This window comes from Pseudonocardia sp. Cha107L01, from assembly GCF_052566575.1.
In genome coordinates, this window is the sequence record NZ_CP199579.1 from 2083016 (window position 1) to 2109668 (window position 26653).

The window sequence follows — 26653 nt, forward strand, 5'->3', positions numbered from 1 at the left end:
ACAGGAGGCAGGTTTTCGCGGCCGCGAAAACCTGCCCCGTGTGCAGCTCGGTAACAGCGGTGCCGCGCGGTTAGGGGGTTGGGTGGACCCGCAGGACGGGTTTGCCGGGTGCGCGCTCGTCGGAGTCGATGTAGCGGTGCGCGGCGGCCACGTCGTCGAAGTCGAAGACCCGGTCGATGATCGGGGCGAATGCGCCGGTGGCCAGCCCGGCGCGGACGAAGTGCTCGGCGCGGCGCAGTGCGGCCGGATCGCCGGTGACCTCGAAGACGGTGTAGCGGCGCAGCCAGACCGGCGCGTACCGCCCGGCGGGCAGCGGTGTCGGCTCACCGGACAGCCCGCCGTGCACGATCACCGTGGCACCCGGCGCACAGGCCCGCACCAGCTGCTCGACCAGCGGACCGCCGACAGCGTCCAGCACCAGGTCGGCGCCGTGCCCGCCGGTGGCCGCGCGGATCGCGGTGGCCACTGCGCCGGGCTCGGTGAGCTCGGCGTGAACCAGTACCTCGGCGGCGCCGGCGGCCAGCAGTGCGTCCCGCTGCCCGGCGGCCGGTGTGGTGGCGATCGGGACGGCGCCCAGCTGGCGCACCACCTGCAGCGCCGCCATCCCGATGCTGTTGCTGGCGGCGGTGATCACCACGTGGTCGCCGGGGCGCACCCGGACGACCTCGGCGACCATGCCGTACACGGTCACGTAGGGCATCCAGATCGCGGCGCCGGCCACCGCGTCCATCCCGGGCGGCCGGGCGAGGAGCGCGGCGACCGGCACCACGGCCTGCTCGGCGTAGACCGGGTAGTCGTTCTGGGAGAACGCCGGCACCACGCTCACCGCGTCACCGGGCTGCCAGCGGTCCACCCCGGGACCGACCTCGAGCACCTCGCCGGCCGCCTCGGTGCCCAGCCCGGCCGGCAGCGCGGGTTGGTCGAAGTAGCTGCCGCGCCGGAAGTTCACCTCGGCGCGGTTGAGCCCGATCGCGTCGACCCGGATGCGCACCTCGCCAGGCCCCGGCGACCGGACCGGTACGTCCTCGATGCGCAGCACTTCCGGGCCGCCGAGCTCATGGAACCTGATCGTCCGCACCATGGCCCGAATCTACGGGCCGGGTCCGCTCAGGTGATCCGGCGGGCGTTGTGGAACGGCATGTGGGCCATGCTGGACACCTTCACCGGCTGGCCGGACTCCGAGGCGTTCAGGATCTTGTTGTTGCCCAGGTAGATGCCGACGTGGCTGACCGGGCTGTAGAAGAAGACCAGGTCACCGGCCCGCAGCTGACTGCGCGACACCGGGGTGCCCACCCTCGACTGGGCGGCCGCGGTGCGCGGCAGGTTGATGCCCTGCCTCTTGTAGGACCACATCACCAGGCCGGAGCAGTCGAACGCGTTGGGGCCGACGGCGCCCCATACGTAGGGCACCCCCATCTTGGTGATCGCGGTGGTCAGCGCCTTCGCCGCGATGGGGCTGCTCGCGTCGAACAGCGGGGTGACGCCGGTGAGCGAGGAGACCTTGTTGACCAGCGCGGACTGGACGGCCTGAGCGGTCCGGGCGGCGGCCTGCTGGACGGACTGGGCGCGGTCCAGGTCGACCGCGCGGGAGAGGTCGGCGATCTGGCGGGCGTCGGTCTGGTGCAGGTCGGCGGCCATCACGGTGGCGTTCGTCGGCGCGGCCGCCGGTACCGAGGAGACGAGCGAGGCGGGAGCCGCGCGGAACGCACCACCGCCGGTGACCGGGCCGTCCGTCGTGGCCAGGTCGACCGGCGCGAAGGCCGGGCGGCTGAACGACTGGGTGTCACTCAGGTCGCGGGCCGGCGCGCCCGGGATCGCCGCGAACGCTCCGGACATGCTGGCGGCGGCGGTACCGGCGCCCACCGCGGAGGCCGCGACCACGGCAAACGCCGAGCGCGGGGATCGCGGCGCCGGCACCCCGTGCCTCCGGGGTGCCGGCATCGCGCGTGGGGAGCGGATTGGTCTGTCGGCCCCGGGGGCCGGCGGCAGCGGCGGGTAGCTCGGCCGGGCCGGCGTCGACGGCAGCACCCGGGCGGGCGGGGGAACCGCCCGGGTGGCCGTCTGGCCGGCGGCGAACGCCGGGGTCGGGAGCGCGGCCTGGGGAAGCCGGAGTGGTGACTGGTTCTCAGCGGCCTGCGCGAGCAGCTCACTCACCGTTCGACGTTGATCGGTCCCGGGGGTTCCCGGGGCACCACGGTGCCGCGCGTGATGTGCGCCCATCGGCCGTTCCTCCGCGTCAGCGCAGCGGCCATCGCCAGAGCGGCACGCCGTGCACCCCACCCCAAACTGCTGCCGGAGCGCCAGGGGGAGAGCCGGTGGGCGGGGGATGACGAACCGGCCAGGCGCACCAGTCGGCGGGGTGCCGACCAGCTGACGATGACCGTAACCAATCCGTGACAGCTCTGTGCACACCCTTGCGGTGGCCGGTCGTTAGACAACGGCGGCCGACAGGTTCGGTTCGAGCGGGTTGCGGTAAACACCGGATGAACTGTCGAACGACCGGTGACAGTCGGTGAGTGGCAGGTTTGACCATCCCTCGACCGGGTCATAGTGATAACAAATTCCCCACGAGTCCCCGTAGCCCCTGTCATCACAGCGGTTCGGCTGGTGATACTGCTTTTGTGCAGGACGGATCGGGAGGCTCCGGCCGGTACGGCACCGCTGGCGGCGAGAGCTACAGCCCAGCGGCACCGCGCCGGCTCCGCCGTGTGGGAGCGCACCGGGCGGTCGAAGAGCCCGACGAGGGCGCCGACAACCGCTTCGGTCAGCGGGGATTGATCACCGAGAGTCGCGTGACCCCGATTCGGGGACACGACATCCCCGAGCCGAGGGATGCCGGCGAGGATGCCGATCCCGATCGGGAGCCACCGCTCGCCGATGGCCAGACGCTGCGGGAGCTGCTCAACGAGCGCAACCTGACGCCGGCCGAGACCACTCGCCTCGGCGCCCAGCTCGCGGACGCGCTCGCCAGGCGGCACAGCCAGGGGCACGCGCACGGGCAGCTGACCCCGATCACCGTGCGGGTCACGCCGGACGGCAGGGCCCGGCTGCTGGACCCGCCCGAGCTCGCGGCCGACGCGCTCGACCCGGCCGCCGTTCCGTACCTGTCGCCCGAGCAGGTCACCGGCGAACCGGGCGGGCCGCCGGCCGACGTGTACGCGCTCGGCCTGGTGCTGCTCGAGGCCGCCACCGGCTACCCCGCGTACCCCGGCTCCAGCTGGGAGGCCGCCGCGAGCCGGCTGACCGCGCCGCCGGTGGTGCCGAACGAGGTGCCGGGGGCGCTGGCCGGCACGCTGCTCGCGATGACCCAGACCGCTCCCGGCGACCGACCGACCGCCGAACGGGCCGCCGCCCGGCTCGGCGGCGGATGGTCGGCCACCCCGGCCACCCCGGCCACCCCGGCCACCCCGGTCGCGCCGGTGGCCCCGGTCCGGGTGGAGCACGCCGGCATGTCCCAGCTGATCGCGCTCGGGCTGCCGGTACTCGTGCTGCTGGCGTTGCTCGGGGTGGCGCTGCTCAGCCACCACGGCACCCTCTCCGACTCGGCGACGGGCACCTCGGCCAGTGCGGCTCCGGAGCCCACGGCGGCTCCGGCGGCCGCCGCGCCGGCCGCTACGACCCCGGCCACTGCTCCGGCGGCCACCAACGCTCCGGCCCAGACCACCGCACCGACCGCGGCTCAGCCGAACACCGCTCAGCCGAACACCGCTCAGCCCACCGCCGCTCAGGCCACCGCCGGGCCGGCGAGCGGGCTCGCGCTGCCCGACCTGCCGGATATCGCGCCGGATATCAAGGCACCCGACCTGCCGTCCTCGATCACCGACACGATCACCGCCAAGGTGAAGAGCACCTGGCACCAGTTCACCGGCTGGCTGGCCACGCTGTTCTGACCGGTTGCGCCGGGCGCGGCGCGGCCGCCGCTAAGGCCCGGGCAGCGTGCCGGTCACGGTGGCGACCAGGTCGGCCACCACTCCGCCGGCGGCGGCCCGGGCCGCGAGCCAGACCGCCTCGGTCGTCATCTTGAGCCGGGCGTCCTCGACCGCCAGCCGCACGACCGGCTCGCCGGCGAACGTCCTGGCGGTCATCCCGCCGCCCATCCCGATCAGCGTGAACGCCTGCCCGGTGGTCACCACGTGCGCCAGCCCGCCCAGGTTGTGGCCCTCCACGACGAGCCGCTTGCGCACCCCGAAGCTGTTCAGCAGCTCGTCGGTGCGCCGGTACAGCTCCGGGGCGGCGTCGTAGCCGATCGAGGCGTACGGCAGCGTGGCCAACTCGTCCAGCCGTACCGAGGTCCGCCCGTCGAACCCGGCGCCCCTGCCGACCACGACCGCCACCTGCTGGCTCTCCAGCCAGTGGCTGCGCAGCCCCCGCCCGCCGACCGGGCCGTGCGCGAGCGCGAGGTCGATCTCGCCGGCCCGCAGCGCGCGCAGCAACGGCTCGCTGCTCGCCGGGTGCAGCAGCACGTCCAGATCCGGGTGCTGGGTGCCCAGCGCGGCGAGGAACCGGGTGCGCAGCTCCCCGGACACGTCCGGCGCGATGCCGACCAGCGCCGCCCGCCGGCCGCCACCGGGCTCGTCGCGGACCAGCAGCGGCAGCGCGTCGAACCGCTCGATGATGTCCCGGGCCGCCGGCAGGAAGCGCTCACCGGCGGCGGTCAGCTCCACCTTGCGGCTGCTGCGCCGGAACAGCGGGGCGCCGAGCTCGCGCTCCAGGTCGCGGATCCGCTGGCTCAGCGGCGACGTCGCCATGTGCAGCCGCTCGGCCGCCCTGGTGAAGTTGAGCTCCTCGGCGACCGCGGCGAAGTACCGCAGGTGCAGCATCTCCACCCGCTCACCGTAGGCCGGCTCGGCGTGACCACACCGGTCAGGCTGACGTTCGGACATCGGTCGTGGTTCTCGGCGTGATCGCGCCGTAGGTTCGGATCCCGGGGAGGGGACCACAGTCCGGAGACCACAGTCCGGAAATCACGGAAACCACAGCTTCGGAAACCACTTATGAGGACCACAGTGAGGTGTCCACGATGAGCCAGCCGGAACAGCGTCGACCGATCCGCATCGCCAACTTCTCCGGTTACCTCGGCGATCGGTTCACCGCCGTCGACGAGGTGATGGCCGGCGACCCGGTGGACGTGCTGATGGGCGACTACCTGGCCGAGATCACCCTGGCCGCGCTCTCCTCGCGGCACCGCCAGGACCCGGCCAAGGGCTACGTGGACTACTTCCTCGACCAGCTGCGCCCGCACCTGCCCGCGCTGGTCGAACGGGGCATGAAGGTGGTGGCCAACGCGGGCGGGTTCAACCCCGCCGGGCTCGCGGCGGCGCTGCGGGCGATCGCCGCCGAGGACGGCGTCACGCTGCGGGTGGCGCACATCGAGGGCGACAACGTGCTGGCCAGGCTGCCCGAGTTCGCCGACGCCGGGTACCAGCTCGAGCACCTGGACACCGGCGCGCCACTGTCGTCCTGGGGCAGCGAGCCGATCGCCGCGAACGCCTACCTCGGCGGCTGGGGCATCGCCGCCGCGCTGGCCGAGGGCGCCGACATCGTGGTCTGCGGCCGGGTCACCGACGCCTCGCTGACCCTCGGACCGGCCGCCTGGTGGCACGGCTGGCGCCGCGACGACTGGGACGCGCTGGCCGGCGGGTTGCTGGCCGGCCATCTGATCGAGTGCGGGCCGCATTCGGTGGGCGGCAACTTCGCCGGCTTCACCCGGATCCCGAACATGCTGGTGCCCGGGTTCCCGATCGCCGAGGTCGCCGCCGACGGCAGCACCGTGATCACCAAGCACGGCCGCGACGGCGGAGCGGTCACCGTCGACACGGTCACCGCGCAGCTGCTCTACGAGATCCAGGGCCCGGCGTACCTCAACTCCGACGTGACGCTGCACCTCGACTCCGTCGATGTCACCGAGCAGGGGCCGGACCGGGTGCTGGTCAGCGGGGCGACCGGCTCGCCGCCGCCGCCCACCACCAAGGTCGCGGTGTTCGGCCAGGTCGGCTACCAGACGGTGAACACCTGCTACGTGACCGCGCCGGACGTGGCGGCCAAGGTGGAGCTGCTGCGCGCCCAGTTCAGCCGGGACACCCCGGACGGCGTCGAGCTGGACATCACCCGGATCGGCACCGCCGCCGAGGACCCGGAGACGCAGTGGGACGCCACCGTCGGGCTGCGGGTGATGGCCACCGCCCGCACCCGGGAGCCGCTGGACCGCTACAACCTGGCCGGCCGCCTCGGCAGCCTGTACCTGCAGACCATCCCGGGCTACTTCCACGACGGCGCCACCACGCTGCGGGCCACCGCCCGGCCCCGGATCGACTACTGGGCTGCGCTGCTGCCGCAGTCGGCGTTGGCGCACCGGGCGGTCATCGAGGATCGGGTGATCGACGTCCCGGCGCCGGAGCAGACCGCGTCGACCAGCCAGCCGGTGCATCCGGAGCCGTCGGCGGCCGCCGCGTCCGGCGTTGTGCGCAGCGCCGCGCTGGGTACCGTTGCCCATGCCCGCAGCGGGGACAAGGGCGGCAACTGCAACGTGGGTATCTGGGCGCCGGACGAGCGCGCCTGGCCGTGGTTGCGCGACGCACTGTCCACCGCTGAACTTCGCCGGCTGATGCCGGAGATCAAGGAGCTGGACGTGGTGCGGCACGAGTTCCCCCGGCTGCGCGCGGTGCACTTCGTGCTGCGTGGGTTGCTGGGTACCGGCGGATCCTCCAACCTGCGCATCGACCAGGTCGGCAAGGCGGTCGGCGAGTACCTGCGGGCCAAGCACCTGCCGGTGCCGGTGGAGCTGCTCGGCGCGACCGGATCGCCCGGCGCGGGCGGGGCCGGCGCGTGACCGGGTTGGCGGTCGGGCTCACCGAGCGGGTGGCGGCCGCCGTGGCGCAGCCGGCCACCGGCGACGAGTTCGACGTGCCGGCCGCGCTGGCCGAGGTGCTGGACGGTGTCGGGATGAGCCCCGGTGACTCCGGCGGCCGGATCGACTTCCTCGGCGCCGACCCGGTGGTGCCCAGCACGCTGCGCCTGGGTGCCGCGTCGGCGGTCGCGCTGGCCGCAAAGGCGACGGCGGTGGCGAAGCTGTGGCAGCTGCGCGGCGGGGGTGGGCAGGACATCTCGGTCGACCTGCGGGCCACCCCGCACCGGCTCTGCCCGTTCTACGACCGCCGCTGGGAGCTGCTCAACGGCTACCCGCTGGGCTCCGGGAACGTCACCCAGGCACTGGGCTTCAACTTCTACCGGACCGCCGACGACCGCTGGATGATGCCGCTCAACCCGTACCCGAAGATCAAGGTGGCCGCCCAGAAGCTGCTCGGGGTTCCCGAGGACACCGAGGAGGTGGCCGCCGCGATCGGCCGCTGGCAGGGCCGTGAGCTGGAGCGGGCCGGCGTGGAGGCGGGCTGCGTGATGCCGATGCTGCGGTCCGCCCCGGAGCTGCTGGCCGAGCCGCACTACCGGGAGGTGCTGTCCGGGCTGCCGCTGATCGAGGTCACCAGGATCGGCGACAGCGAGCCGGAGCCGTTGGCCGCCGGCGCCCCGGCACCGCTGTCCGGGGTGCGCGCGCTCGGCATGGGTCACGTGATCGCCGGCGCCGGCCTGGGGCGGGCGCTCGCCCTGCACGGCGCCGACGTGCTGAACCTGTGGCGGCCGCTGGAGCTGGAGCACGACGTCACCTACGCCACCGCGAACGTCGGCGTGCGCTCCGCCCGGCTGGACCCGACCGCAGCGGAGGGCACCGAGCGGCTGCGCGGGCTGCTGGCCGGCGCCGACGTGTTCTACGCCAACCGCCGGCCCGGTTTCCTGGACCGCATCGGGCTGTCCGCGGCGGAGGCGGCCGCGGTCCGCCCCGGCATCATCCACGCCACCGCGTCGCTCAACGGCCCGCACGGCCCGTGGGCGGATCACCTCGGCTTCGACCAGACGGCCGGCAGCCTGGCCGGCATGATGAACCTCGAGGGCCGCCTGGGTACCGGTGGTGACCGTCCCGCGCTGCCGCCGATCCTGGTGGTCAACGACTACATCGTGTCCTGGCTGCTGGCCGTCGGGGTGCTCGAGGCACTGATGCGGCGGGCCGAGCACGGCGGCAGCTACCGGGTGCACGTGTCGCTGACCAGGGCCGCGCTGTGGATCCTCAGCCTCGGCGTGTTCGACCGGGAGTACGCGGCGGCCACCGCCGGGCGCGGCGAGCTGCACGCCTACCACGACCCCGAGGTGTTCACCGCCGATACGCCGCTGGGCCGCTACCAGGGCGTCACCGAGCAGATCCGGATGTCGGCGACCCCCGGCGGATACGACCCGGTACTGGTGGCCCGGGGCTCCTCACCCACCGAGTGGCTGCCCCGCTAGGTAGCCCGTGAGTGGCGAGTGGTCCCCCGGGACCACTCGCCACTCACGGGGTCAGCTGGCCGGCGCGTCGCACAGGCAGCGGACGCAGGCCTCGGCGAACACGCGAACCGCGTCCCGGTCGTCGCGGGTGCGCCAGGCGACCGCGAGCTCGCTGGGCGGCAGCCCGCTGACCGGCCGGCACACCACGTCGGGGCGCTGGTAGATGGCGACGTTGCCCTCGGACAGCAGCACCACGCCGAGCCCGGAGGCGACGGCCTCGAAGGTCTCGTCGGCGGTGGCCGCCTCGGCCGCGACCCGGGCCGGCGTGCTCCGCTGGTCGGTGGCCAGCCAGAACTCGCGCAGTGGCCCGGCCGAGGCGGGCAGTGCGATGAACGGCTCGTCGGTGAGCTCGTCGAACGGGATCACCGTGCGGTCCGCGAGCCGGTGCCTGGCGGGCAGCGCCACCCAGCGCTGCTCCGAGGCCACCGTCTTCCAGCTGAACTCCGCGCCGGCCGGGAACGGCAGCCAGGCGACCGCCACGTCCACATCGCCGCTGGCCAGCCCGGCCGTCGGGTCCGCCCAGGACACCTGGCGGAACAGCAGCTTCCACTCCGGGTGCAGGCGCTCCAGCCGCGCGGTGACCATCGGGATCAGCCCCCGCCCGATGCGGGTCTGGAAGCCGACCGTGAGCGTGCTCCGCCCGGCGGTACCGACCAGCTCCCGCTCCGTGGTGCCCCACTGCTCCAGCAGCGCCCTGGCGCGGGGCAGCAGCGCGCTGCCGGCCGGGGTCAGGGTGACCGTGCGGCGGTCCCGCTCGAACAGCGCGACCCGCAGGGTCAGCTCCAGCTGGCGGATCTGCTTGCTCAGCGTCGGCTGTGCGATGAACAGCCGGTTGCTGGCCGCCCTGGTGAAGCTCAGCTCCTCGGCGACGGCCACGAAGTAGCGCAGGTCCCGCAGGTGGACGTCCATAGCTAAAGGCTATTACAGCCGGTCTTGGACGGGCACCTGGTTCCGGCCCGACCATGGCTGGTGTGGAACTGGGTGTGAGTGGACTGAACGCGAAGGCGACGCTGGGCCCGGCCGAGACCGCGCGGCTGGCCAGTCTCGCGGAGGAGCTGGGCTACCGCTCGTGGTGGGCTGGTGACCACGTGGTGCTGCCCAGCCCGAGGGTGGCCGACTCGCCGATGGAGCCGACCGACCCGATCCTGGACCCCCTGGTGCACCTGAGCTATGTCGCCGCGGTGACCGAGCGGATCGAGCTGGCCACCGGGATCGTCATCCTGCCGCAGCGCAATCCGCTGGTGCTGGCCAAACAGGTGGCCAGCCTGGACGTACTCAGTGGCGGGCGGGTTCTGCTCGGGGTCGGCGCCGGTTACCTGGAGCCGGAGATGACCGCCGTCGGGGTGCCGATGGCCGGGCGCGGTGCCCGTAGCGATGAGTATTTGGACGCCATGACCGCGCTGTGGACCCAGCCGGCGCCGGAGTTCCATGGCCGCTACGTGTCGTTCGACCACGTTGACGCGCACCCCCGGCCGGCCCGCGCGGGCGGGGTGAAGATCGTGGTCGGCGGGCACAGCCCGGGTGCGTTCCGCCGCGCGGTGAGCCGGGGGCACGGCTGGTTCGGCAACGGCGCCGGGGTCACCGACCTGCTGCGGCACCTGGCCGGCCTGCACCGGGCGGCCGCCGAGGTGGACCGGCCGGCCAGGCTGGGCAGGCTGGAGATCAACTGGATGCAGCTGGACCCGGTCGCGGTGACCGCCGACGACGCCGGCCGCTACGCCGCGCTCGGTGTCGACCGGCTGGTGGTCTACCCGCTGCCGCTCACCGACCCCGCCGAGGTCGCCACCTTCCTGGAGCGGCACGCCGACCTGCCGCACTGAGCGCAGGCCCGGCCGCCGACCCGTGGCCGGGGCGCGCCGCGCTAGTCCGCCCCGGGGTCGGTGTTCCACCGGCCGGCGCGCTCGTACAGCGGGCGGAGCGCGGTCAGGTGCTCGCGCATGCTCTGCTCGGCGGCGTCCGCCTCGCCGCGCGCGATGTGCTCGGCGATCTCCAGGTGGTGCTCGTCCACCCGGTCCCACTCGGCGCGGTCCACCCCCCCGCGCTCTAGCTTGGTGCGCAGAACGTCGCTCACCGGCTGGCCCATCATGGTGAACATCAGGTTCCCGGTGGCCATCAGGATCGTGGTGTGGAAGTCCAGGTGCGGCACGAACCCACTGGGGTCCCTCGGGTCCCGGGGTGCCGCGGCCGCCGCGCGCACGGCACCGACCGTCTCGGCGTCGGCCCGCTCGGCGGCCAGCCGGGCGGCGGCCGGCTCGAGCAGTAACCGGGCCTCCAGCAGGTCGTCGAGCCCGAGTCTGGGCGTCATCACCAGCACGCCGAGCGCGCCGCCGATGTCCTCGACCATGCGGGCCGGGTCGGGTGCCGCCACGAACGACCCGCCGCGCACCCCGCGTAGCGTCTCGATCAGGTGTTGGCTGGTCAGGACGCGCAGTGCCTCGCGCACCGTGCTGCGGCTGACCCCGAACACCCGGCTCAGCTCGGCCTCGTTGGGCAGCCGGTGGCCGGCCGGGAGCAGGCCGGCGACGATCTGGTTGCGCAGCTCGTCGGCCACCTGCCGGTAGGCGGGGCGGACCCGCTGCACCTGCAGTCGGGCCTGGGGGGCGGCGGCCCGTTCGGGTGCTGGTGGCGAGGGCACCGGGGCAGCCTAGCGAGCGCCGCCCGCCCGGGCCGCTGAATTGTCTGATGTCTCCGATTTCGCCGTCCGCACGGGCAAGTGGCGGATTGCTCCGACTCGAGGATTGTTCGGCAATCCATTGACTCGCTGCAGGATGCATTTTACGTTCGACGTGCTGCAGCTCACACCCAGAGGTGCGCTGCACGCGGGCCCCGCAACGGTGCGGAAGCGGCCACACCCCCGGCCGCGGTCAGGAGGAAGCATGTCCGAGTCCAGCAACGGCCACCCCGCTCCCGTCGAGGCCACCGATGTGGCGGACGCCGTCGTGGTCGGCGCGGGCGTGGCCGGGCTGTACCAGCTCTACCGGCTGCGGGCGCTCGGCCTGCGCACCCGGGTGATCGAAGCCGGCGCGGGCGTCGGCGGCACCTGGTACTGGAACCGCTACCCGGGCGCGCGCTGCGACGTGGAGAGCCTGTCCTACTCGTACTCCTTCTCCCCGGAGCTCGAGCAGGAGTGGACCTGGAGCGAGAAGTACGCCACCCAGCCCGAGATCCTGCGCTACCTCGAGCACGTGGCGGACCGGTTCGACCTGCGCGGCGGCATCACCTTCGACACCCGGGTGGACAGCGCCGCCTACGACGAGCGGCGCCGCCGCTGGCTGGTGGCGACCGACACCGGGGAGCGCATCGACGCCCAGTTCGTGATCATGGCCACCGGCTGCCTGAGCGTGTCCAAGGCGCCGGAGATCCCGGGCGCGGAGAGCTTCCGAGGGCCGATCCACCACACCGGGCACTGGCCGCACGAGGGCGTCGACTTCACCGGTCAGCGGCTCGGCGTCATCGGCACCGGGTCGTCCGGCATCCAGTCCATCCCGATCATGGCCAGGCAGGCCGTCGACACGACCGTCTTCCAGCGCACACCGAACTTCTCCATGCCGGCCGGCAACCGCCCGCTGCCGGCCGAGGAGGTCGACGCGATGAAGGCGAACTACCTCGCGTGGCGGGAGGGCCAGCGGCACTCCGGCTTCGGCGTGCCCATCCCGGAGCCCACCCTGGCCGCGTTCGAGGTGTCCGAGGCGGAGCGCAACGCGAAGTACCAGGACGGCTGGGACCGGGGCAACCTGGTGTCGATCCTGGCGGCCTACACCGACACGCTGACCGACGCCGAGGCCAACGACACCGCCGCCGAGTTCATCCGGTCCAAGATCCGTTCGATCGTGCACGACCCCGAGTTGGCCGAGACGCTCTCGCCGCGCAGCTTCCCGGTCGGCACCAAGCGGCCCTGCCTGGACAGCGGCTACTACGAGACGTTCAACAAGCCGAACGTGCACCTGGTCGACCTGCGCGCGACACCGCTGGTGGAGATCACCGAGCGCGGCGTGCGGACCTCGGAGCGGGAGTACGAGTTCGACGCGATCGTCTTCGCCACCGGGTTCGACGCGATGACCGGCGCGCTGACCAGCGTCGACATCCGCGGCGTCGGCGGGGTGTCGCTGAAGGACAGGTGGGCCGACGGGCCGCGCACCTACCTTGGCATCGCGGTCGCCGGCTTCCCGAACCTGTTCACCATCACCGGGCCGACCAGCCCGTCGGTGTTCAGCAACATGATGGTGTCCATCGAGCAGCACGTGGACTGGGTCACCGACCTCATCGCCCACCTGCGGGACCGGGGCATCCCGGCGGTCGACGCGACGGAGCGGGCCGAGCAGGAGTGGGTCGCGCACAACATCGAGGTCGGCGACGGCACGCTCTACCCGACCGCCGAGTCCTGGTACATGGGCTCCAACGTGCCCGGCAAACCCCGCGTGCTGATGGCCTACATCGGCGGCGTCGGGGTGTACCGGGACAAGTGCGACGAGGTCGCCGCGAACGGCTACGAGGGTTTCGCGTTCGTCCCGGAGCCGAATCTGACCCGCGCCTGACCACTGGTTTTCCGTCCGCCCGGCACAGCGTGGTGCCGGGCGGGCGGATCTCGACCCGCGCCGCACCGGAGGTGTGCAATGCCCTTCGTCGTCCCGTTGACCCGGCGCGAGGCCGTGGAACGGCAGCTGCGCGAGGAGATCGTCAGCGGCACGCTGCCGGCCGGCACGGTGATCAAGGACGCCGAGGTCGCCGCCCGCCTCGGTGTGAGCATCACCCCGGTGCGGGAGGCGATCGCCCAGCTGGCCGCCGAGGGTCTGATCGACATCGCGCCGAACCGCACCCGGCACGTGACCCGGGTGACCCAGAAGAACGCGCTCGAGCTGATCGACGTGATGGGCGTGCTGGCCTGCGCGGGGTTCGAGTGGGGCGTGCACAACCTGACCGGGTCGCACCTGGCGCGGCTGCGGGAGCGGCTCGCGGAGTTCGAGGCGAACCTGCGGGCGGGCAACGTGACCGCGGCCGGTGGGGCGGGCGCCGACTTCAGCACCATCGTCATCCTGGCCAGCGGCAACCGGGAGCTGCAGACGCACGTCGACCTCGTGGTGGCGCGCACCCTGCGGCTGCTCGCGCTGACCGCGGACAGCGCAGCCTGGCAGGTCTGGACCCAGGGCTACCGGGAGACCCTCGCCTGCCTGGAGGCGGACGACCGCCCCGGCGCGGTGGCCCGGTACCGGCAGATCTTCGTCGAGTACCGCGCGGTCGTGGAGACGATGCTCTTCGAGCAGGACGGTGCCCAGGGCTGACCGCGTGACCCCGCGCTTGACGTCGGCGATAAAACGTCAGACATTTACCTGAGTCGAACGACGAGGGAGTGGCTGATGGCGGTGCGGCCGGGCTGGCAGGGCAGGTTCTACGAGGACTTCGAGGTCGGTGACGTGTACCAGCACCCGCTGGGCCGCACCATCACCGAGACGGACAACACCTGGTTCACCCTGCTGACCATGAACACCAACCAGGCGCACTTCAACGCGCAGGTCGGTGCCTCCTCGGAGTTCGGCCGGATGCTCGTCGCCTCGCCGCTGACCATCTCCATCGCGATGGGCCAGTCGGTCACCGACACCACCCAGAACGCGTTCGCCAACCTCGGCGTCGACGAGCTGAAGCTGACCGCGCCGGTGTACGCGGGTGACACGATCTGGTCGGAGTCGATCGTGCTGGCCACGCGGGAGTCGGGCAGCCGCCCGGCCGCCGGGATCGTCACCATCCGCACCCGCACGCTCAACCAGGACGCCGTCGAGGTGCTCACCTTCAAGCGCACCTTCTACGTGCACCGCCGCGGCGCCGAGCGGGCGGCGTCGCTGTTCCCGGTCGCCGCGGCGCCGCTGTCGCTGGACAACGGGTGAGGCCGCTGGCGGACGTCCGCATCGTCTCGCTGGAGCAGTACGGCGCCGGGCCGTTCGGCTCCATGCACCTGGCCGAGCTGGGCGCCGAGGTCATCAAGATCGAGGACCCGTCCACCGGCGGTGACGTCGGGCGCTACGTGCCGCCGTACGCCGAGGGCCGGGACTCGCTGTTCTTCGAGTCGTTCAACAAGAACAAGTCCTCGGTCACCCTGGACATCCGCACCCCGGCCGGCCGCGAGGTGTTCCACGACCTGGTGCGCACCGCCGACGCGGTCTACTCCAACCTGCGCGGCGACGTACCGGCCAAGCTCGGCATCCGCTACGCCGACCTCGCGCAGGTCAACCCGAAGATCGTCTGCTGCTCGCTGACCGGCTTCGGCATGACCGGGCCGCGCTCGGCCGAACCCGGCTACGACTACGTGCTGCAAGGGCTGGCCGGCTGGATGTCGCTCACCGGCGAGCCCGGCGGCGCGCCGCAGAAGACCGGGCTGTCGCTGGTGGACTACAGCGGCGGCTTCGTCGCGGCCATCGCGTTGCTCGCCGGCATCCACGCGGCGCGCCGCGACGGCGTCGGCACCGACTGCGACCTCAGCCTCTACGACACCGCCGTCAGCCTGCTCACCTACCCGGGCACCTGGCACCTCACCGAGGGCTTCCAGCCGGTCCGCACGCAGCACTCCGCGCACCCGTCGTTGGTGCCGTTCCAGGTGTTCGAGGCCGCCGACGGCTGGCTCGTGGTCGCCGCGGCGAAGGAGAAGTTCTGGCGGCGCCTCACCGTGGTGCTCGGCCGCCCCGAGCTGGCCGACGACCCCCGGTTCGCCACGTTCGCCGAGCGGGACCGCAACCGGGACGTGCTGGTGCCGCTGCTGGCGGACATCCTCCGGGGGCGCACCGTGGCCGAGTGGCTCGCGCCGATGTACGCCGCGGCCATCCCGTGCGCGCCGATCAACGACGTGGCCGCCGCGCTGTCCGACCCGCACGCGGTGGAACGCGAGCTGGTCGCGCACACCGCACACCGCCGGTTCGGCACGGTCAGCTCGCTGCGCTCGCCGGTGCGGGTGGGACCGCCGGGCGCAGACACCGCCCCGCTGCGCGCCGCGCCGGAGATGGGCGAGCACACCGGGTCCGTACTGCGCGGGCTCGGCTACGACGATGACCGGATCGCCGGGCTGCGGGCGGCCGGGGCGTTCGGGGAGGGGGAGTAGATGGACTTCCAGCTGAACGACGAGCAGCGGCTGTTCCGGCAGACCCTGCGCGACTTCGTGGACCGGGAGATCGTGCCGGTGGCCCGGGACTGGGAGCGCTCCGGCCGCTACCCGACGGAGATCGTCGAGGGGATGCGCAAGCTCGGGCTGTTCGGGCTGCTGGTGCCGGAGGAGTACGGCGGGCTGGCGGCCGACACGGTGTCCTTCGCGCTGACCTTCGAGGAGATCTCCCGGGGTTGGATGGGCATCGCGGGCATCCTGGGCAGCCACTCGGTGTCCTGCTGGCTGCTCGCGCACCACGGCACGCCCGAGCAGCGCGCCCGCTACCTACCGGAGCTGGCGACCGGGGCACGGCGTACCGGCATCGCGCTCACCGAGCCCGGCGCCGGCACCGACCTGCAGGGCATCAGCACCACGGCCCGCCTCGACGCCTCGGGCGACTACATCGTCAACGGCACCAAGATGTGGATCACCAACGCGCGCTACGCCGACCCGCTGCCGGTGCTGGTGAAGACCGACCCGTCGGCGTCGCCCGCGCACCGGGGCATGAGCGTGCTGCTGATCCACGCGGACAGTCCGGGCTTCGAGGTGACCGCCGACATCGGCAAGCTCGGTTACAAGGGCACCGAGTCGTGCGAGGTGGTGCTGCGCGACGTGCGGGTGCCGACGTCGCAGCTGCTCGGCGGGCTGGAGGGGCGTGGGCTGCAGCAGGTGCTGTCCGCGCTGGAGACCGGTCGGATCAACGTCGCCGCGCGCAGTGTCGGCCTGGCCCAGCGTGCGTACGACGAGGCGCTGTCCTACGCCCGCGAGCGCACCGCGTTCGGTCGGCCGATCGGCGAGTTCCAGGCCGTGCAGCTGCGGCTGGCCGAGATCGCGGTGCGGCTGCAGGCGGCCCGGCTGATGACCTACTGGGCGGCGTCGCGGATGGACGACGGGGTGCGGATGGACACCGAGTCCGGCATGGCGAAAATCTTCGCGTCGGAGGCGGCGCTGGAGTGCGCGACGGACGCGATGCGGATCCACGGCGGTTACGGCTACTCCACCGAGTTCGAGGTGGAGCGGCTGTACCGGGACGCCCCGCTGATGTCCATCGGCGAGGGCACCAACGACGTGCTGCGCGGGGTCGTCGCCAAGGCCCTGCTGGCCGGCAAGTCGGTCATCCGATGACCGGCCCGACACCGCGCCCCGCCGCGGCCGAGCTGACAGCGCGGCCCGCCGCGGCCGGCCCGACACCGGAGGAGCTCGGGGTGCTGGCCGCGCGCCTGGGCTACCCACTCGACGCCGACCAGGTCACCGCGATGCACGCCGCCGTACTCGCCACCGCCCCCGCCGTGACCCGACTGCGCGACCGCCCCTTACCCGGCAACGACGCCACCGCACTGGCCGCCAGCGACCCCGCCCACGGAAACCGCTGGTCAGACCCCGTGAGTGGCGAGTGGTCCGTGGGGACCACTCGCCACTCACGACCGCTGACCAGCGGAATTGGGGAGGTGCTCGCGGGGTACCGGGACGGCGGTAGGGAGCCGGTGGACGTGGTGACCGAGGCGCTGGCGAGGTGCAAGCGGGTGCACGAGCGGCTGAACTGCACGATCGCCACCCTGGACGAACGCGCGCTGGCCGCCGCCGAGGACTCGGCCCGGCGCTGGGCGGACGGCCGCCCCAGGGCGCTGGAGGGTGTCCCGTTCGCGGTGAAGGACGTGATCGACGTGGCCGGGGTGCCGACCACGAACGGCTCGTGGGTGTACGGCGACCGGCCGGCGGCGCAGTCGGCGACCGTGGTGCGCCGGCTGGAGGAGGCCGGGGCGATCCCGATCAGCAAGGACGCCACCACCGAGTTCGCCGTGGGCGGCCCGCACCCGCCGCGCTTCGGTGCCTGCCGCAACCCGTGGGACCCGGAGCGCTGGGCGGGCGGCTCGTCGACCGGGACGGCGGCCGTCGTGGCGTCGCGGGTGGTGCCGTTCGGGCTGGGCACCGACGTGGGTGGCTCGGTGCGGCTGCCGTCGGCGTGGTGCGGGCTGACCGGGCTCAAGCCGACCGCCGGGGTAGTGCCGCGCACCGGGGTGTTCCCGCTGTCGCCGACCACCGAGACGGTCGGCCCGCTGGCGGTGTCGGCGGTGGACGCCGCACTGGTGTTCGCGGTGATCCGGGGCCCGGACGGCCACGACCCCAGGATCGGCGACCCTGCGACGTTCCCGCCCTTCGAGCCGCCCGAGGAGCCGGCCGACCTGGCCGGACTGCGGATCGCGCTACCGGGTGGCTACCTCACCGAGCTGTGCGACGGCGCCGTGCGGGACGGGGTGGCCGCCCTGGTCGAGGTGCTCACCGACGCCGGCGCGTCCGTGGTGGCGGGGGAGCTGCCGTCGGCCGCCGAGGCGTTGCCCATCGGCTACCAGATCGTGTTCACCGAGGCGGCCGCGCTGCACCGGGTGAACGCCGCGCGGTGGTCGGAGTACGACCCGGTGCTGGTGCGCCGGATCAGCCAGGGCATCACTACGCCGGCGGTCGACTACCTGCGCGCGCTGGCGTTCCGCGCCGAGCTGCAGCGCGAGCTGGACGCGGTGTTCGCCGCCGCCGACCTCATCGTGGTGCCGACCTGCCCGTCCACCGCGCCCCGGCTGCCGGAGTGCGCCGTCGTGGTGGACGGCGTCGAGTACCCGCTGTACGCCGCGCAGTCCCGGTCGACGATGTTGGGCAACCTCACCGGAGCACCCGGGCTGGCCCTGCCCACCGGGTTCGCCCCGGACGGCTGCCCGGTGTCCGCGCAGCTGATCGTGGCGCCGCACCGGGAGGAGCTGGCACTGCGGGTGGCCCGGCTGTTCCAGGCGCGGACCGACCACCACCGCCGAGTCCCCCCTGTTCCCGCCTAAATGTCTGACGTATTGTCTGTGGGGGCCGTCACAGCGTCGTGGCGGCCTCTCGATCCACAACTGGCCATGAGGAGTCCACCGTGACCCGGACCGCCCAGCTGTCCCTGTCCGCCACGGTGGCCGAGTTCGTCGCGGCGGCGCGCCCCGAGGACGTGCCGGACGAGGTGTACACCCGGGCCAGGCACCTGGTGCTGGACGCGGTCGGGCTGGCGTTCGCGTCCACCGCCTACGACTTCCCGTCGGTGGCCCGGGACGCGCTGCTGCGGCTCGGCGGGGCCGGTGCGCACCCGGTGCTCGGCCTGCCCGACCGGCTCTCGCCCCGGGATGCCGCCGTGCTCAACGGCGTGCTGATCCACGGTCTGGACTTCGACGACACGCACATCCCGGCGGTCACCCACGTCACCGCCGGCGTGCTGCCCGCCGTGCTGTCGGCGGCCACCTCGGCCGGCGCCAGCACCCGGGACCTGCTGCTCGCGTACGTGCTCGGCGTGGAGGTGTCGGCCCGGGTGGGCATCGGCGGGGCCGGCGGGTTCCACGACGTCGGCTGGCACCCGACCGCGGTGGCCGGTGCGTTCGGCGCGGCGGTGGCGGCCGGCAAACTGGCCGGGCTGGACGCCGCCGCGCTGGTCTCGGCGCAGGGCGTGGTCGGCTCGATGTCCGGCGGGCTGCTGGAGTTCCTGGCGGACGGCTCCTGGACCAAGCGGCTGCACCCGGGCTGGGCGGCGATGTGCGGGCTGACCGCGGCGAGCTTCGCGGGCGTCGGCTGGTCCGGGCCGCCGGCGGTGTACGAGGGCCGGTTCGGGCTGTACAACACGCACCTGGCCGGCAGGGAGGCCAACCCGGCGGCCGTCGGCGCCGGCCTCGGGCAGACCTGGGAGCTGATGCGCACCGCGGTCAAGCCGTACCCGATCTGTCACTTCATCCACGCCTTCGCCGACGCGGTGCTGGACCTGCGCGCCGAGCACGGGCTGCACCCTGAGGACATCGCGGCGATCCGCTGCGCGATCCACCCGGTGCCCGGCAAGGTCGTCTGCCAGCCCGCCGAGGCGAAGTGGGCGCCGCGCGACGAGTACGACGCCAAGTTCAGCCTGCCGTTCGTGGTGTCGGCCGCGCTGAGCCGGGGCCGGTTCACCCTCGCCGAGCTGGCCGACGAGGCGCTCGTCGACCCGGCGATCCTGGCGCTGGCCCGCAAGGTCGAGGTGCGCGACGACCCGGCCAGCGCCTTCCCCCGTGCCTACTCCGGCGCGGTCGAGATCGAGCTGCGCGACGGGCGGGTGCTGGCGCGGCGCGAGCAGGTCAACCGGGGGCACGAGGAGCGGCCGCTGAGCAATGCCGACATCGTGGCCAAGTTCGAGCAGAGCATGGCTCCGGTGGCCGGCGGACCGACCGCCCGGCGGGTCCTCGAGTCGGTGCTCTCGCTGGGCGACGACCGGCCGGCCGCCGAGTTCGCCGAGTCGTGTCGAGCCTGAAAAAGCGGTGTTCCGAACGTGTTACGCGGTCGGCGGGCGCTGTCCACGCGTGCTGAACTGCTAAATGTCTGAGTATTAGCGGAAGGAATGTCCCGATGGACTTCGGTGTGTTCATCCCGATCGGCAACAACGGCTGGCTGATCTCCGAGAACTCCCCCCAGTACCTGCCGAGCTTCGAGCTGAACAAGCAGGTCGTGCAGGAGGCCGAGGCGCAGGGGTTCGCGTTCGCGCTGTCGATGATCAAGCTGCGCGGCTTCGGCGGCAAGACCGAGTTCTGGGACCACAACCTGGAGTCGTTCACGCTGATGGCCGGGCTGGCCGCCGTCACCGAGCGGATCAAGCTCTATGCGTCGACAGCGGTGCTCACGTTGCCGCCGGCGCTGGTGGCCCGCATGGCGTCCACCATCGACTCGATCGCCCCCGGCCGGTTCGGGGTGAACATCGTGTCCGGCTGGGCCAAGGGCGAGTACGAGCAGATGGGTCTGTGGCCGGGCGACGAGTACTTCGGCTACCGCTACGACTACGCCACCGAGTACGTCACGGTGCTGCGCGACCTGTGGGAGAAGGGCCGCTGCGACCTGGCCGGCCAGTACTTCACGATGGACGACTGCGTGCTCTCGCCTCGGCCGGCCGGCAAGGTCGACATCGTGTGCGCCGGCCAGTCCGAGCGGGGCATGCGGTTCTGCGCCGAGTACGGCGACTACAACTTCATCCTCAACCCCGGGGTGAACAACCCGGAGACCTACCGGGAGCCCACCCAGCGCCTTGCCGAGGCCGCGAAGGTCACCGGCCGGGACGTCGGCTCGCTGCCGCTGTTCATGGCGATCATGGCGGAGACCGACGAAGAAGCGCAGGCCAAGTGGCAGTCCTACAACGACGGCGCGGACGCCGGGGCGCTCGGCTACATGTCCGAGGAGGGCTCGAAGGACGTCGCCGCCGACGGGTCCGGCACCGCGCGGACGATCAACCTCCCGGAGGGCGCGGTCAACTTCAACATGGCCACCCTGGTCGGCTCCTACGAGACGGTAGCCCGCCAGATCGATCAGGTCGCCGCCATGCCCGGGGTCAAGGGAATGATGTTCACCTTCGACGACTTCGTACAGGGCGTGCACAACTTCGGCACCAGGGTGATGCCGCTGCTCGGCTGATCGGCGGGGTGCGCGCGCGGCGTCCCGACCAGGGGCACCGCGCGGTCGGCCCTTGACATGCCACCCCCGCCGCGCCGTACTGTAGTGATCGCTCAATACAGCGGAGTGCGAGCGGCGGGAGTGCGGGATGGCCGGCACGGCGTTCGTCGAACAGCTGCGCGCCGAGCGGGCGATGTCCGTCGACGAGGTCTGGGCCGGCGTCGAGGCGCGGCTGGACCGCCCGGTGGCCGAGGGGCTGAACACCGCGCACGAGGCGTGCGACCGCTGGGCCCGCGACCGGGGCCGGCTCGCGCTGGTCGTGCGGCACAGCGGCGGCGGCAGCGAGCGGTGGACGTTCGCCGACCTGGCCGACGCGTCCAGCCGGCTGGCCAGCGCGCTGCGGGCGGCCGGGCTGCGCCGGGGCGACCGGTTCGCCGCGCTGCTCGGCCAGGGCGTCGAGGCGCACATCTGCGCGCTGGCGGCGTGGCGCACCGGCAAGGTCCGGCGCAACCTGCTGCGGGCCGGTGCCGGATGACCGCCGCCCCCGAGCCGACCGTCCCCGCCCCCGAGCCGACCGGTCCCGGTCCCGGGCTGGCCGCCGTCCGCGCGGCCCGCACCGAGACCCAGGCGAAGATCATCGCGGTGGCCACCGAGCTGTTCGCCGAGCAGGGCTACCACGCGACCGGGGTGGCCGAGCTGGGCCGTGCGGTCGGCCTCGGCGCCGGCGCGCTCTACCACCACATCGGCTCCAAGGAGGAGCTGCTGCTGACCATCGTGCGGGCGCACCTGGAAGACGTACTCGCGTTCGGCACCCTGCTGCTCGCGGCCGAGGGCACCGCGGTGGCGAAGCTGCACGAGCTGGCCCGCGAGCACATGCGGCTGGTCGCCCACCGGCGCACCGAGCTGCTCGTCATGCTGCGCGAGCTGGACTCGCTGACCGGGCAGCGCCGGGCCGACATGCTGGCGCTGCGCGACGCCGTGGAGGACGTCTGGAACCAGGTGGTCCGCCGCGGCGTCGAGGCCGGCGAGTTGACCGACCTGGACCCGATGTTCGTCAAGGTCGTTCTCGGCGCGATGAACTACTCGCTGTTCTGGTTCCAGCCGGATGGCTCGGAGACCCCGGAACAGATGGCCGACCGAATTCTCAACATGCTGCTGAAGACGCCGTGAGTGGCGAGTGGTCCGCTGGGACCACTCGCCACTCACGAGCTGACGGAAAGGTGTGCGGGTGGAGTTCCAGGACAAGGTTGTGCTGGTCACCGGGGGCAGCCGGGGGATGGGCAAGGCGATGGTCGAGGCGTTCGCGGCGCGCGGCGCCTCGGTGGTGATCGCCAGCCGGAAGATCGACGCCTGCGAGACACTGGCGGCGGCGGTACGGGAGAAACACGGCGGCACGGCGCTGCCGGTGGCCTGCAACGTATCCAGCTGGTCGGACTGCGACGCGCTGGTGGAGACGGTGTACGGCGAGTTCGGCCGGGTCGACGTGCTGGTCAACAACGCCGGGCTCTCGCCGCTGTACCCCAGCCTTGACGAGGTGTCCGAGGCGCTGTTCGACAAGGTCATCGGGGTGAACCTGCGCGGCCCGTTCCGGCTGGGCTCGGCGATCGGCACCCGGATGGCGGCGGGTGACGGCGGCGCGATCATCAACGTCAGCTCGATCGCGGCGATCCGCCCCGGCGCGCACGAGCTGCCCTACGCGGCGGCCAAGGCCGGCTTGAACGCGCTCACCGAGGGGATGGCGAAGGCGTTCGGGCCGACGGTCCGGGTGAACTGCATCCAGGCCGGCCCGTTCCGCACCGACATCTCGCTGGCCTGGTCGGAGGAGACGAAGGCGCGCTTCGAGCAGTCGCTCGCGCTGCGCCGCTGCGGCGAACCCGAGGAGATCGTGGGCGCCGCGCTGTACTTCGCCTCGGACGCCGCGTCGTTCTGTACCGGCGCGGTGCTGCGGCTGGACGGGGGCACGCCGTGAGGGGGCTGACCTATCGGGCTCCGGACGAGGTCGCGGTCGTCGAGGTCAAGGACCCGGAGCTCCCGGACGAGTTCGGCGCCGTCGTCCGGGTCAGCACGGCCGGCATCTGCGGCAGTGACCTGCACATCTACCACGGGCACGGCTTCAGCCCGGACATCGGCTACTGCCTGGGACACGAGGCGGTCGGCAGGGTCGAGGCGGTCGGTTCGCGGGTGGACGGGCTCGCCGTCGGCGACCGGGTGCTGGTGCCGGCCTCGGTGGGCTGCTCGACCTGCCGGCAGTGCCGGACCGGCCTGATCGCCCGCTGCGAGAACGCGGTGCGCGGCGCCACGGTCCCCTGTTACGGGCTCAGCCACGCGTTGCCCGGCAGCCAGGCCGAGCTGGTCGCGGTGCCGCACGCCGTCACCAACCTGGTCCCGATCCCGCCGGAGCTGTCCGACGACGACGCCGTGGTGCTCACCGACAACGCGCCGACCGGCTGGTACGGGGCGCGGCGCGGCCGGATCACCCCCGGCGATACCGTCGCGGTGGTCGGGCTCGGACCGGTCGGGCTGATGGCCGTGCAGGCGGCGTTCGTGCTGGGTGCCTCGGCCGTGTTCGGGGTGGACCCGGTGGCGTCGCGGCGGGCGACGGCCGCGTCGCTCGGTGCGGTGCCGGTCGAGTCGGCGGATCCGAAGGGCGCGATCCGGGCGGCCACCGGGGGCGGCGTGGACGTGGCGGTCGAGGCGGTCGGCGCGGACGCCAGCATCGCGCTGGCGATCAGCGCGGTGCGCACCGGCGGGCGGGTCAGCGTGATCGGGGTCAGCCAGAACAAGGCGTACCCGATGCACCTGATGGCCGCGCAGGTGAAGGAGCTGGAGTTCGCCATCGGGCTGTGCTCCGTCCAGTACGAGCTGCCCGCGCTGCTGGCGCTCACCGCGGGCGGGCGGCTGCGTCCCTCGGCGGTGGTGTCGCACCGGATGCCGCTGTCCGAGGCCGCTGAGGCGTACCGCCTGGTGGCCAGCCGCAACGACGGCGTCAGCAAGATCGTTCTGGACCCGTCGGGCTGACGGAGCCCCCGACTCGGGCTGCCGGAATCCCCGACTCGCGGGGGCGGATCCCCCGACTCGCGCTGACGGCATCCCCGACTCGCGGGCGCGGATCCCCCGACTCGCGCTGACGGAATCCCCGACGCGCGGAGAGCTGAGGTCAGCTGGCGCCGGGTCCGCGGGAACCGGCGCGGGTGCTGGCGGCGAGGGCGCGCAGGGACTCGGCCTCCCAGCGCAGCACCCGCCAGTCGTCCCTCGGCTCGGCGCCCAGCGCCAGGTGCACGTCCATGCCGAGCGTGTTGGAGCGCAGCGTCACGCACTCCACCCTGGTGTAACCGTTGTCCAGCGCGAGCTGGGCGAGGTGACCCCAGATCTGCCGGGCGACGCCGCGGCCGCGCAGCGCCGGCCGGATGTAGACGTCCTCGGCGTAGATGCCGTGCACACCGTGCCAGGTGGAGAAGTTCAGGAAGTACAGGGCGAAGCCCCCCACCTCGCCGTCCAGCTCGGCGACGATGCCGAACAGCGCCGGCCGCTCGCCGAACAACACGCCGAGCAGCTGCTCGGGCTTGAGGTGGCAGTGCTCGGGCATCTCCTCGTGCGCCGCGAGCTCGTGCACCATGGCCGCGACCTGTACGACGTCCCGCGCCTCGATCGCGCGGATGATCACCTCAGACACCGCTCGATCCTAAGCGGCGCCGAGCGCCGCGCACCGCGCGCCGCGCACCGCGCACCGCGCAGCGGGCGCCGCGCAGCGGGCGCCGCGCACCGCGCACCGCGCGCCGGGCAGCGGGCGCCGCCAGCAGGCGGCACGTACGTGGCGCCGCGCAGCCAGCGCGCGCCGAAACCTGCCTGGTGTGCAGCTCGGTAACAATAGGCAGGCGTAGCGCGCGGAAGACCTGCCTGGTGTGCAGCTCGGTAACAACAGGCAGGCGCAGCGCGCGGAAGACCTGCCTGGTGTGCAGCTCGGTAACAACAGGCAGGCGCAGCGCGCGGAAGACCTGCCTGGTGTGCAGCTCGGTAACAACAGGCAGGCGCAGCGCGCGGAAAACCTGCCTGGTGTGCAGCTCGGTAACAACAGGCAGGCGCAGCGCGCGGAAGACCTGCCTGGTGTGCAGCTCGGTAACAACAGGCAGGCGCAGCGCGCGGAAAACCTGTCTGGTGTGCAGCTCGGTAACAACAGGCAGGCGCAGCGCCGAAACCTGCCTGGTGTGCAGCTCGGTAACAACAGGCAGGCGCAGCGCGCGGAAGACCTGCCTGGTGTGCAGCTCGGTAACAACAGGCAGGCCCGGCCGGCGGCCCCGGCGGGCGGTGCCCCCGGCCGCCGGCCGGCGGCACCCGGCGGGCGGGTCAGGCCGAGGCGGGCTCCACGTCGGTCTCGGCGGCCAGGGTGTCGATCTCCGGCGGTGGGCGGCGGAAGCCCCGGGTGAGGTAGGCCAGGTAGAGGATCCCGATCACCAGCCAGGCCAGGCCCAGCAGCTTCGCGGTCGAGTCCAGGTTGAGCAGCAGCCACAGGTCGACGACCGCGCCGATCGCCGGCGCCACCAGGAACCCGACCGGGTTCGGCGCCTTGCCCTGCTTGCGCAGCTGGAAGTACAGCACGATCACGCAGATGTTGACCGAGGTGAAGGCCAGGAACGCGCCGAAGTTGATGAACGAGGTGGACGTGGTCACGCTCAGGAACAGCGCGATCAGCCCGGCCACGCCGCAGATCACGATGTTGATGATCGGCGTGCGGAACTTCGGGTGCAGGTAGCCGAACACCTTGCGCGGCAGCACCTGGTCGCGCCCCATCGCGTAGAGCAGCCGGGACACGCTGGCCTGCGCGGCGATACCGGAGGCGAACTGGGTGACCACCATGCCGGCCAGGAAGATCGCGGCGAACAGGTCGGCGCCGATCGTCTTAGCGATCTCGAAGGCGGCGGAGCTGGGATCGTCGAACGTGCCGCCGGGGTGCACCAGCTGGGTGGCGTAGGTGACGATCGCGAAGATCACGCCGCCGATCAGTGCGATCAGCATGATCGCCTTCGGCATGGTCTTGCGTGGGTTGATCGTCTCCTCGGTCAGCGTGGTGACCGCGTCGAAGCCGAGGAACGAGTAGGCGGCGATGCCCGCCCCGGCCGAGACGGTGGCGAACGTGGTCCCCGTGTTGACGAACGGCGCGGTGCTGAACAGCGAGCCGCTGCCGCCGGCGCCGATCACGTGCCGCAGCGACAGCACCACGAACGCCGCCACCACCAGCAGCTGGAAGGCCATCAGGATGAAGTTCGCCTTGTCCGCCACCTTGATGCCGAGGATGTTGAGCACCGTGGTCAGCAGGATGAAGCCGACGATCCACGCCCAGAACGGCACGCTCGGGAACCCCTGCTGCAGGAACGTGGCGCCGATCAGCCAGATCACCATCGGCAGGAAGAAGTAGTCCAGCAGCGTCGCCCACCCGACGAGGAAGCCGACCCGGGAGTCGATGGTGCGCCGCACGTAGGTGTACGCCGAGCCGGCCACCGGGTGCGCGGCCGCCATCTTGCCGTAGCTGAACGCGGTGAACAGCATGGCGATCAGCGCCAGCAGGTACGCGCTGGGCACCGTGCCGCCGGTCTCCTCGGCGATCACGCCGAAGGTGCCGAGGACGATCATGGGGGCCATGTAGGCCAGGCCGAACAGGACGACGGACTTCAGCCGGAGTGTGCGGTCGAGGGTAGGGGCGGGCTGGGACATGGCGGGTGCTCCAGGTGGTGTCGG

The 26653-nt window shown here is 72.7% G+C and carries 23 protein-coding genes; 16 read left to right on the plus strand and 7 right to left on the minus strand.

What is annotated here, in order from left to right; translation table 11 throughout:
* Positions 1–70: 70 nt before the first annotated feature.
* Both ACTXG6_RS09995 and ACTXG6_RS10000 read right to left on the minus strand, forming a co-directional pair.
* Positions 71–1081 carry a zinc-dependent alcohol dehydrogenase family protein gene (locus ACTXG6_RS09995; RefSeq protein WP_445187477.1) on the minus strand — a complete coding sequence of 337 codons (1011 nt, stop codon included), beginning with the start codon at positions 1079–1081 and terminating at the stop codon, positions 71–73.
* Between the two features lie 26 nt (positions 1082–1107).
* On the minus strand, positions 1108–2154 hold the full coding sequence (locus tag ACTXG6_RS10000) for an NlpC/P60 family protein (RefSeq protein ID WP_445187478.1): 1047 nt from the start codon (positions 2152–2154) through the stop codon (positions 1108–1110).
* Between the two features lie 638 nt (positions 2155–2792).
* Here ACTXG6_RS10000 and ACTXG6_RS10005 point away from each other — a divergent pair.
* Positions 2793–3890: a hypothetical protein gene (locus ACTXG6_RS10005; protein ID WP_445187479.1), complete on the plus strand. Its 1098-nt coding sequence runs from the start codon at positions 2793–2795 to the stop codon at positions 3888–3890.
* Between the two features lie 30 nt (positions 3891–3920).
* On the opposite strand, the gene ACTXG6_RS10010 is transcribed toward ACTXG6_RS10005, so the two are convergent.
* Positions 3921–4883, minus strand: a complete 963-nt coding sequence (locus ACTXG6_RS10010) for a LysR family transcriptional regulator (RefSeq protein WP_445187480.1) — start codon at positions 4881–4883, stop codon at positions 3921–3923.
* Between the two features lie 137 nt (positions 4884–5020).
* Between ACTXG6_RS10010 and ACTXG6_RS10015 the strand changes: the two genes are divergently transcribed.
* Together ACTXG6_RS10015 and ACTXG6_RS10020 are read left to right on the plus strand one after the other, a co-directional pair.
* Positions 5021–6829, plus strand: coding sequence for an acyclic terpene utilization AtuA family protein (locus tag ACTXG6_RS10015; RefSeq protein WP_445187481.1), 1809 nt, complete (start codon positions 5021–5023; stop codon positions 6827–6829).
* Positions 6826–8334, plus strand: coding sequence for a CoA transferase (locus tag ACTXG6_RS10020; RefSeq protein WP_445187482.1), 1509 nt, complete (start codon positions 6826–6828; stop codon positions 8332–8334). The genes ACTXG6_RS10015 and ACTXG6_RS10020 overlap by 4 nt, the downstream gene beginning before the upstream one ends.
* Positions 8335–8385: 51 nt before the next feature.
* On the opposite strand, the gene ACTXG6_RS10025 is transcribed toward ACTXG6_RS10020, so the two are convergent.
* The gene (locus tag ACTXG6_RS10025; RefSeq protein ID WP_445187483.1) at positions 8386–9282 is read right to left on the minus strand and encodes a LysR family transcriptional regulator; all 897 of its coding nucleotides are present in this window, start codon (positions 9280–9282) and stop codon (positions 8386–8388) included.
* A gap of 74 nt (positions 9283–9356) precedes the next feature.
* Between ACTXG6_RS10025 and ACTXG6_RS10030 the strand changes: the two genes are divergently transcribed.
* Positions 9357–10193, plus strand: coding sequence for an LLM class F420-dependent oxidoreductase (locus ACTXG6_RS10030; protein WP_445187484.1), 837 nt, complete (start codon positions 9357–9359; stop codon positions 10191–10193).
* A 41-nt stretch (positions 10194–10234) separates the two neighbouring features.
* Here the strand turns inward: ACTXG6_RS10030 and ACTXG6_RS10035 are convergent, their stop codons facing one another.
* On the minus strand, positions 10235–11008 hold the full coding sequence (locus ACTXG6_RS10035; protein ID WP_445187485.1) for a FadR/GntR family transcriptional regulator: 774 nt from the start codon (positions 11006–11008) through the stop codon (positions 10235–10237).
* Between the two features lie 241 nt (positions 11009–11249).
* Here ACTXG6_RS10035 and ACTXG6_RS10040 point away from each other — a divergent pair, with 241 nt between their 5' ends.
* The 12 genes from ACTXG6_RS10040 (at position 11250) to ACTXG6_RS10095 (ending at position 23938) form a co-directional block, all read left to right on the plus strand.
* A complete protein-coding gene (locus ACTXG6_RS10040) occupies positions 11250–12908 on the plus strand; it encodes a flavin-containing monooxygenase (protein WP_445187486.1) in 1659 nt (552 codons plus the stop codon).
* 78 nt (positions 12909–12986) lie between these two features.
* The gene (locus ACTXG6_RS10045) at positions 12987–13652 is read left to right on the plus strand and encodes a GntR family transcriptional regulator (RefSeq protein ID WP_445187487.1); all 666 of its coding nucleotides are present in this window, start codon (positions 12987–12989) and stop codon (positions 13650–13652) included.
* A gap of 75 nt (positions 13653–13727) precedes the next feature.
* Positions 13728–14252, plus strand: coding sequence for a MaoC family dehydratase (locus ACTXG6_RS10050; protein WP_445187488.1), 525 nt, complete (start codon positions 13728–13730; stop codon positions 14250–14252).
* Positions 14249–15457, plus strand: coding sequence for a CaiB/BaiF CoA transferase family protein (locus ACTXG6_RS10055; RefSeq protein ID WP_445187489.1), 1209 nt, complete (start codon positions 14249–14251; stop codon positions 15455–15457). The genes ACTXG6_RS10050 and ACTXG6_RS10055 overlap by 4 nt, the downstream gene beginning before the upstream one ends.
* The gene (locus tag ACTXG6_RS10060; protein ID WP_445187490.1) at positions 15458–16624 is read left to right on the plus strand and encodes an acyl-CoA dehydrogenase family protein; all 1167 of its coding nucleotides are present in this window, start codon (positions 15458–15460) and stop codon (positions 16622–16624) included. It abuts the gene before it with no gap.
* Positions 16621–18324: an amidase gene (locus ACTXG6_RS10065; protein WP_445187491.1), complete on the plus strand. Its 1704-nt coding sequence runs from the start codon at positions 16621–16623 to the stop codon at positions 18322–18324. The genes ACTXG6_RS10060 and ACTXG6_RS10065 overlap by 4 nt, the downstream gene beginning before the upstream one ends.
* 80 nt (positions 18325–18404) lie before the next feature.
* Positions 18405–19793, plus strand: a complete 1389-nt coding sequence (locus ACTXG6_RS10070) for an MmgE/PrpD family protein (protein WP_445187492.1) — start codon at positions 18405–18407, stop codon at positions 19791–19793.
* 95 nt (positions 19794–19888) lie between these two features.
* Entirely contained in the window at positions 19889–20941 is a 1053-nt protein-coding gene (gene rutA / locus ACTXG6_RS10075; protein WP_445187493.1) for a pyrimidine utilization protein A, read from the plus strand.
* Between the two features lie 127 nt (positions 20942–21068).
* Entirely contained in the window at positions 21069–21455 is a 387-nt protein-coding gene (locus ACTXG6_RS10080) for an AMP-binding protein (protein WP_445187494.1), read from the plus strand.
* Positions 21452–22090, plus strand: coding sequence for a TetR/AcrR family transcriptional regulator (locus ACTXG6_RS10085; RefSeq protein WP_445187495.1), 639 nt, complete (start codon positions 21452–21454; stop codon positions 22088–22090). The genes ACTXG6_RS10080 and ACTXG6_RS10085 overlap by 4 nt, the downstream gene beginning before the upstream one ends.
* 58 nt (positions 22091–22148) lie before the next feature.
* Positions 22149–22889, plus strand: a complete 741-nt coding sequence (locus ACTXG6_RS10090) for an SDR family NAD(P)-dependent oxidoreductase (RefSeq protein ID WP_445187496.1) — start codon at positions 22149–22151, stop codon at positions 22887–22889.
* On the plus strand, positions 22886–23938 hold the full coding sequence (locus tag ACTXG6_RS10095) for an alcohol dehydrogenase catalytic domain-containing protein (protein ID WP_445187497.1): 1053 nt from the start codon (positions 22886–22888) through the stop codon (positions 23936–23938). The genes ACTXG6_RS10090 and ACTXG6_RS10095 overlap by 4 nt, the downstream gene beginning before the upstream one ends.
* 139 nt (positions 23939–24077) lie before the next feature.
* Here the strand turns inward: ACTXG6_RS10095 and ACTXG6_RS10100 are convergent, their stop codons facing one another.
* Together ACTXG6_RS10100 and ACTXG6_RS10105 are read right to left on the minus strand one after the other, a co-directional pair.
* Positions 24078–24593, minus strand: a complete 516-nt coding sequence (locus ACTXG6_RS10100) for a GNAT family N-acetyltransferase (protein WP_445187498.1) — start codon at positions 24591–24593, stop codon at positions 24078–24080.
* Between the two features lie 671 nt (positions 24594–25264).
* On the minus strand, positions 25265–26629 hold the full coding sequence (locus ACTXG6_RS10105) for an APC family permease (protein WP_445187499.1): 1365 nt from the start codon (positions 26627–26629) through the stop codon (positions 25265–25267).
* Between the last annotated feature and the right edge of the window lie 24 nt (positions 26630–26653).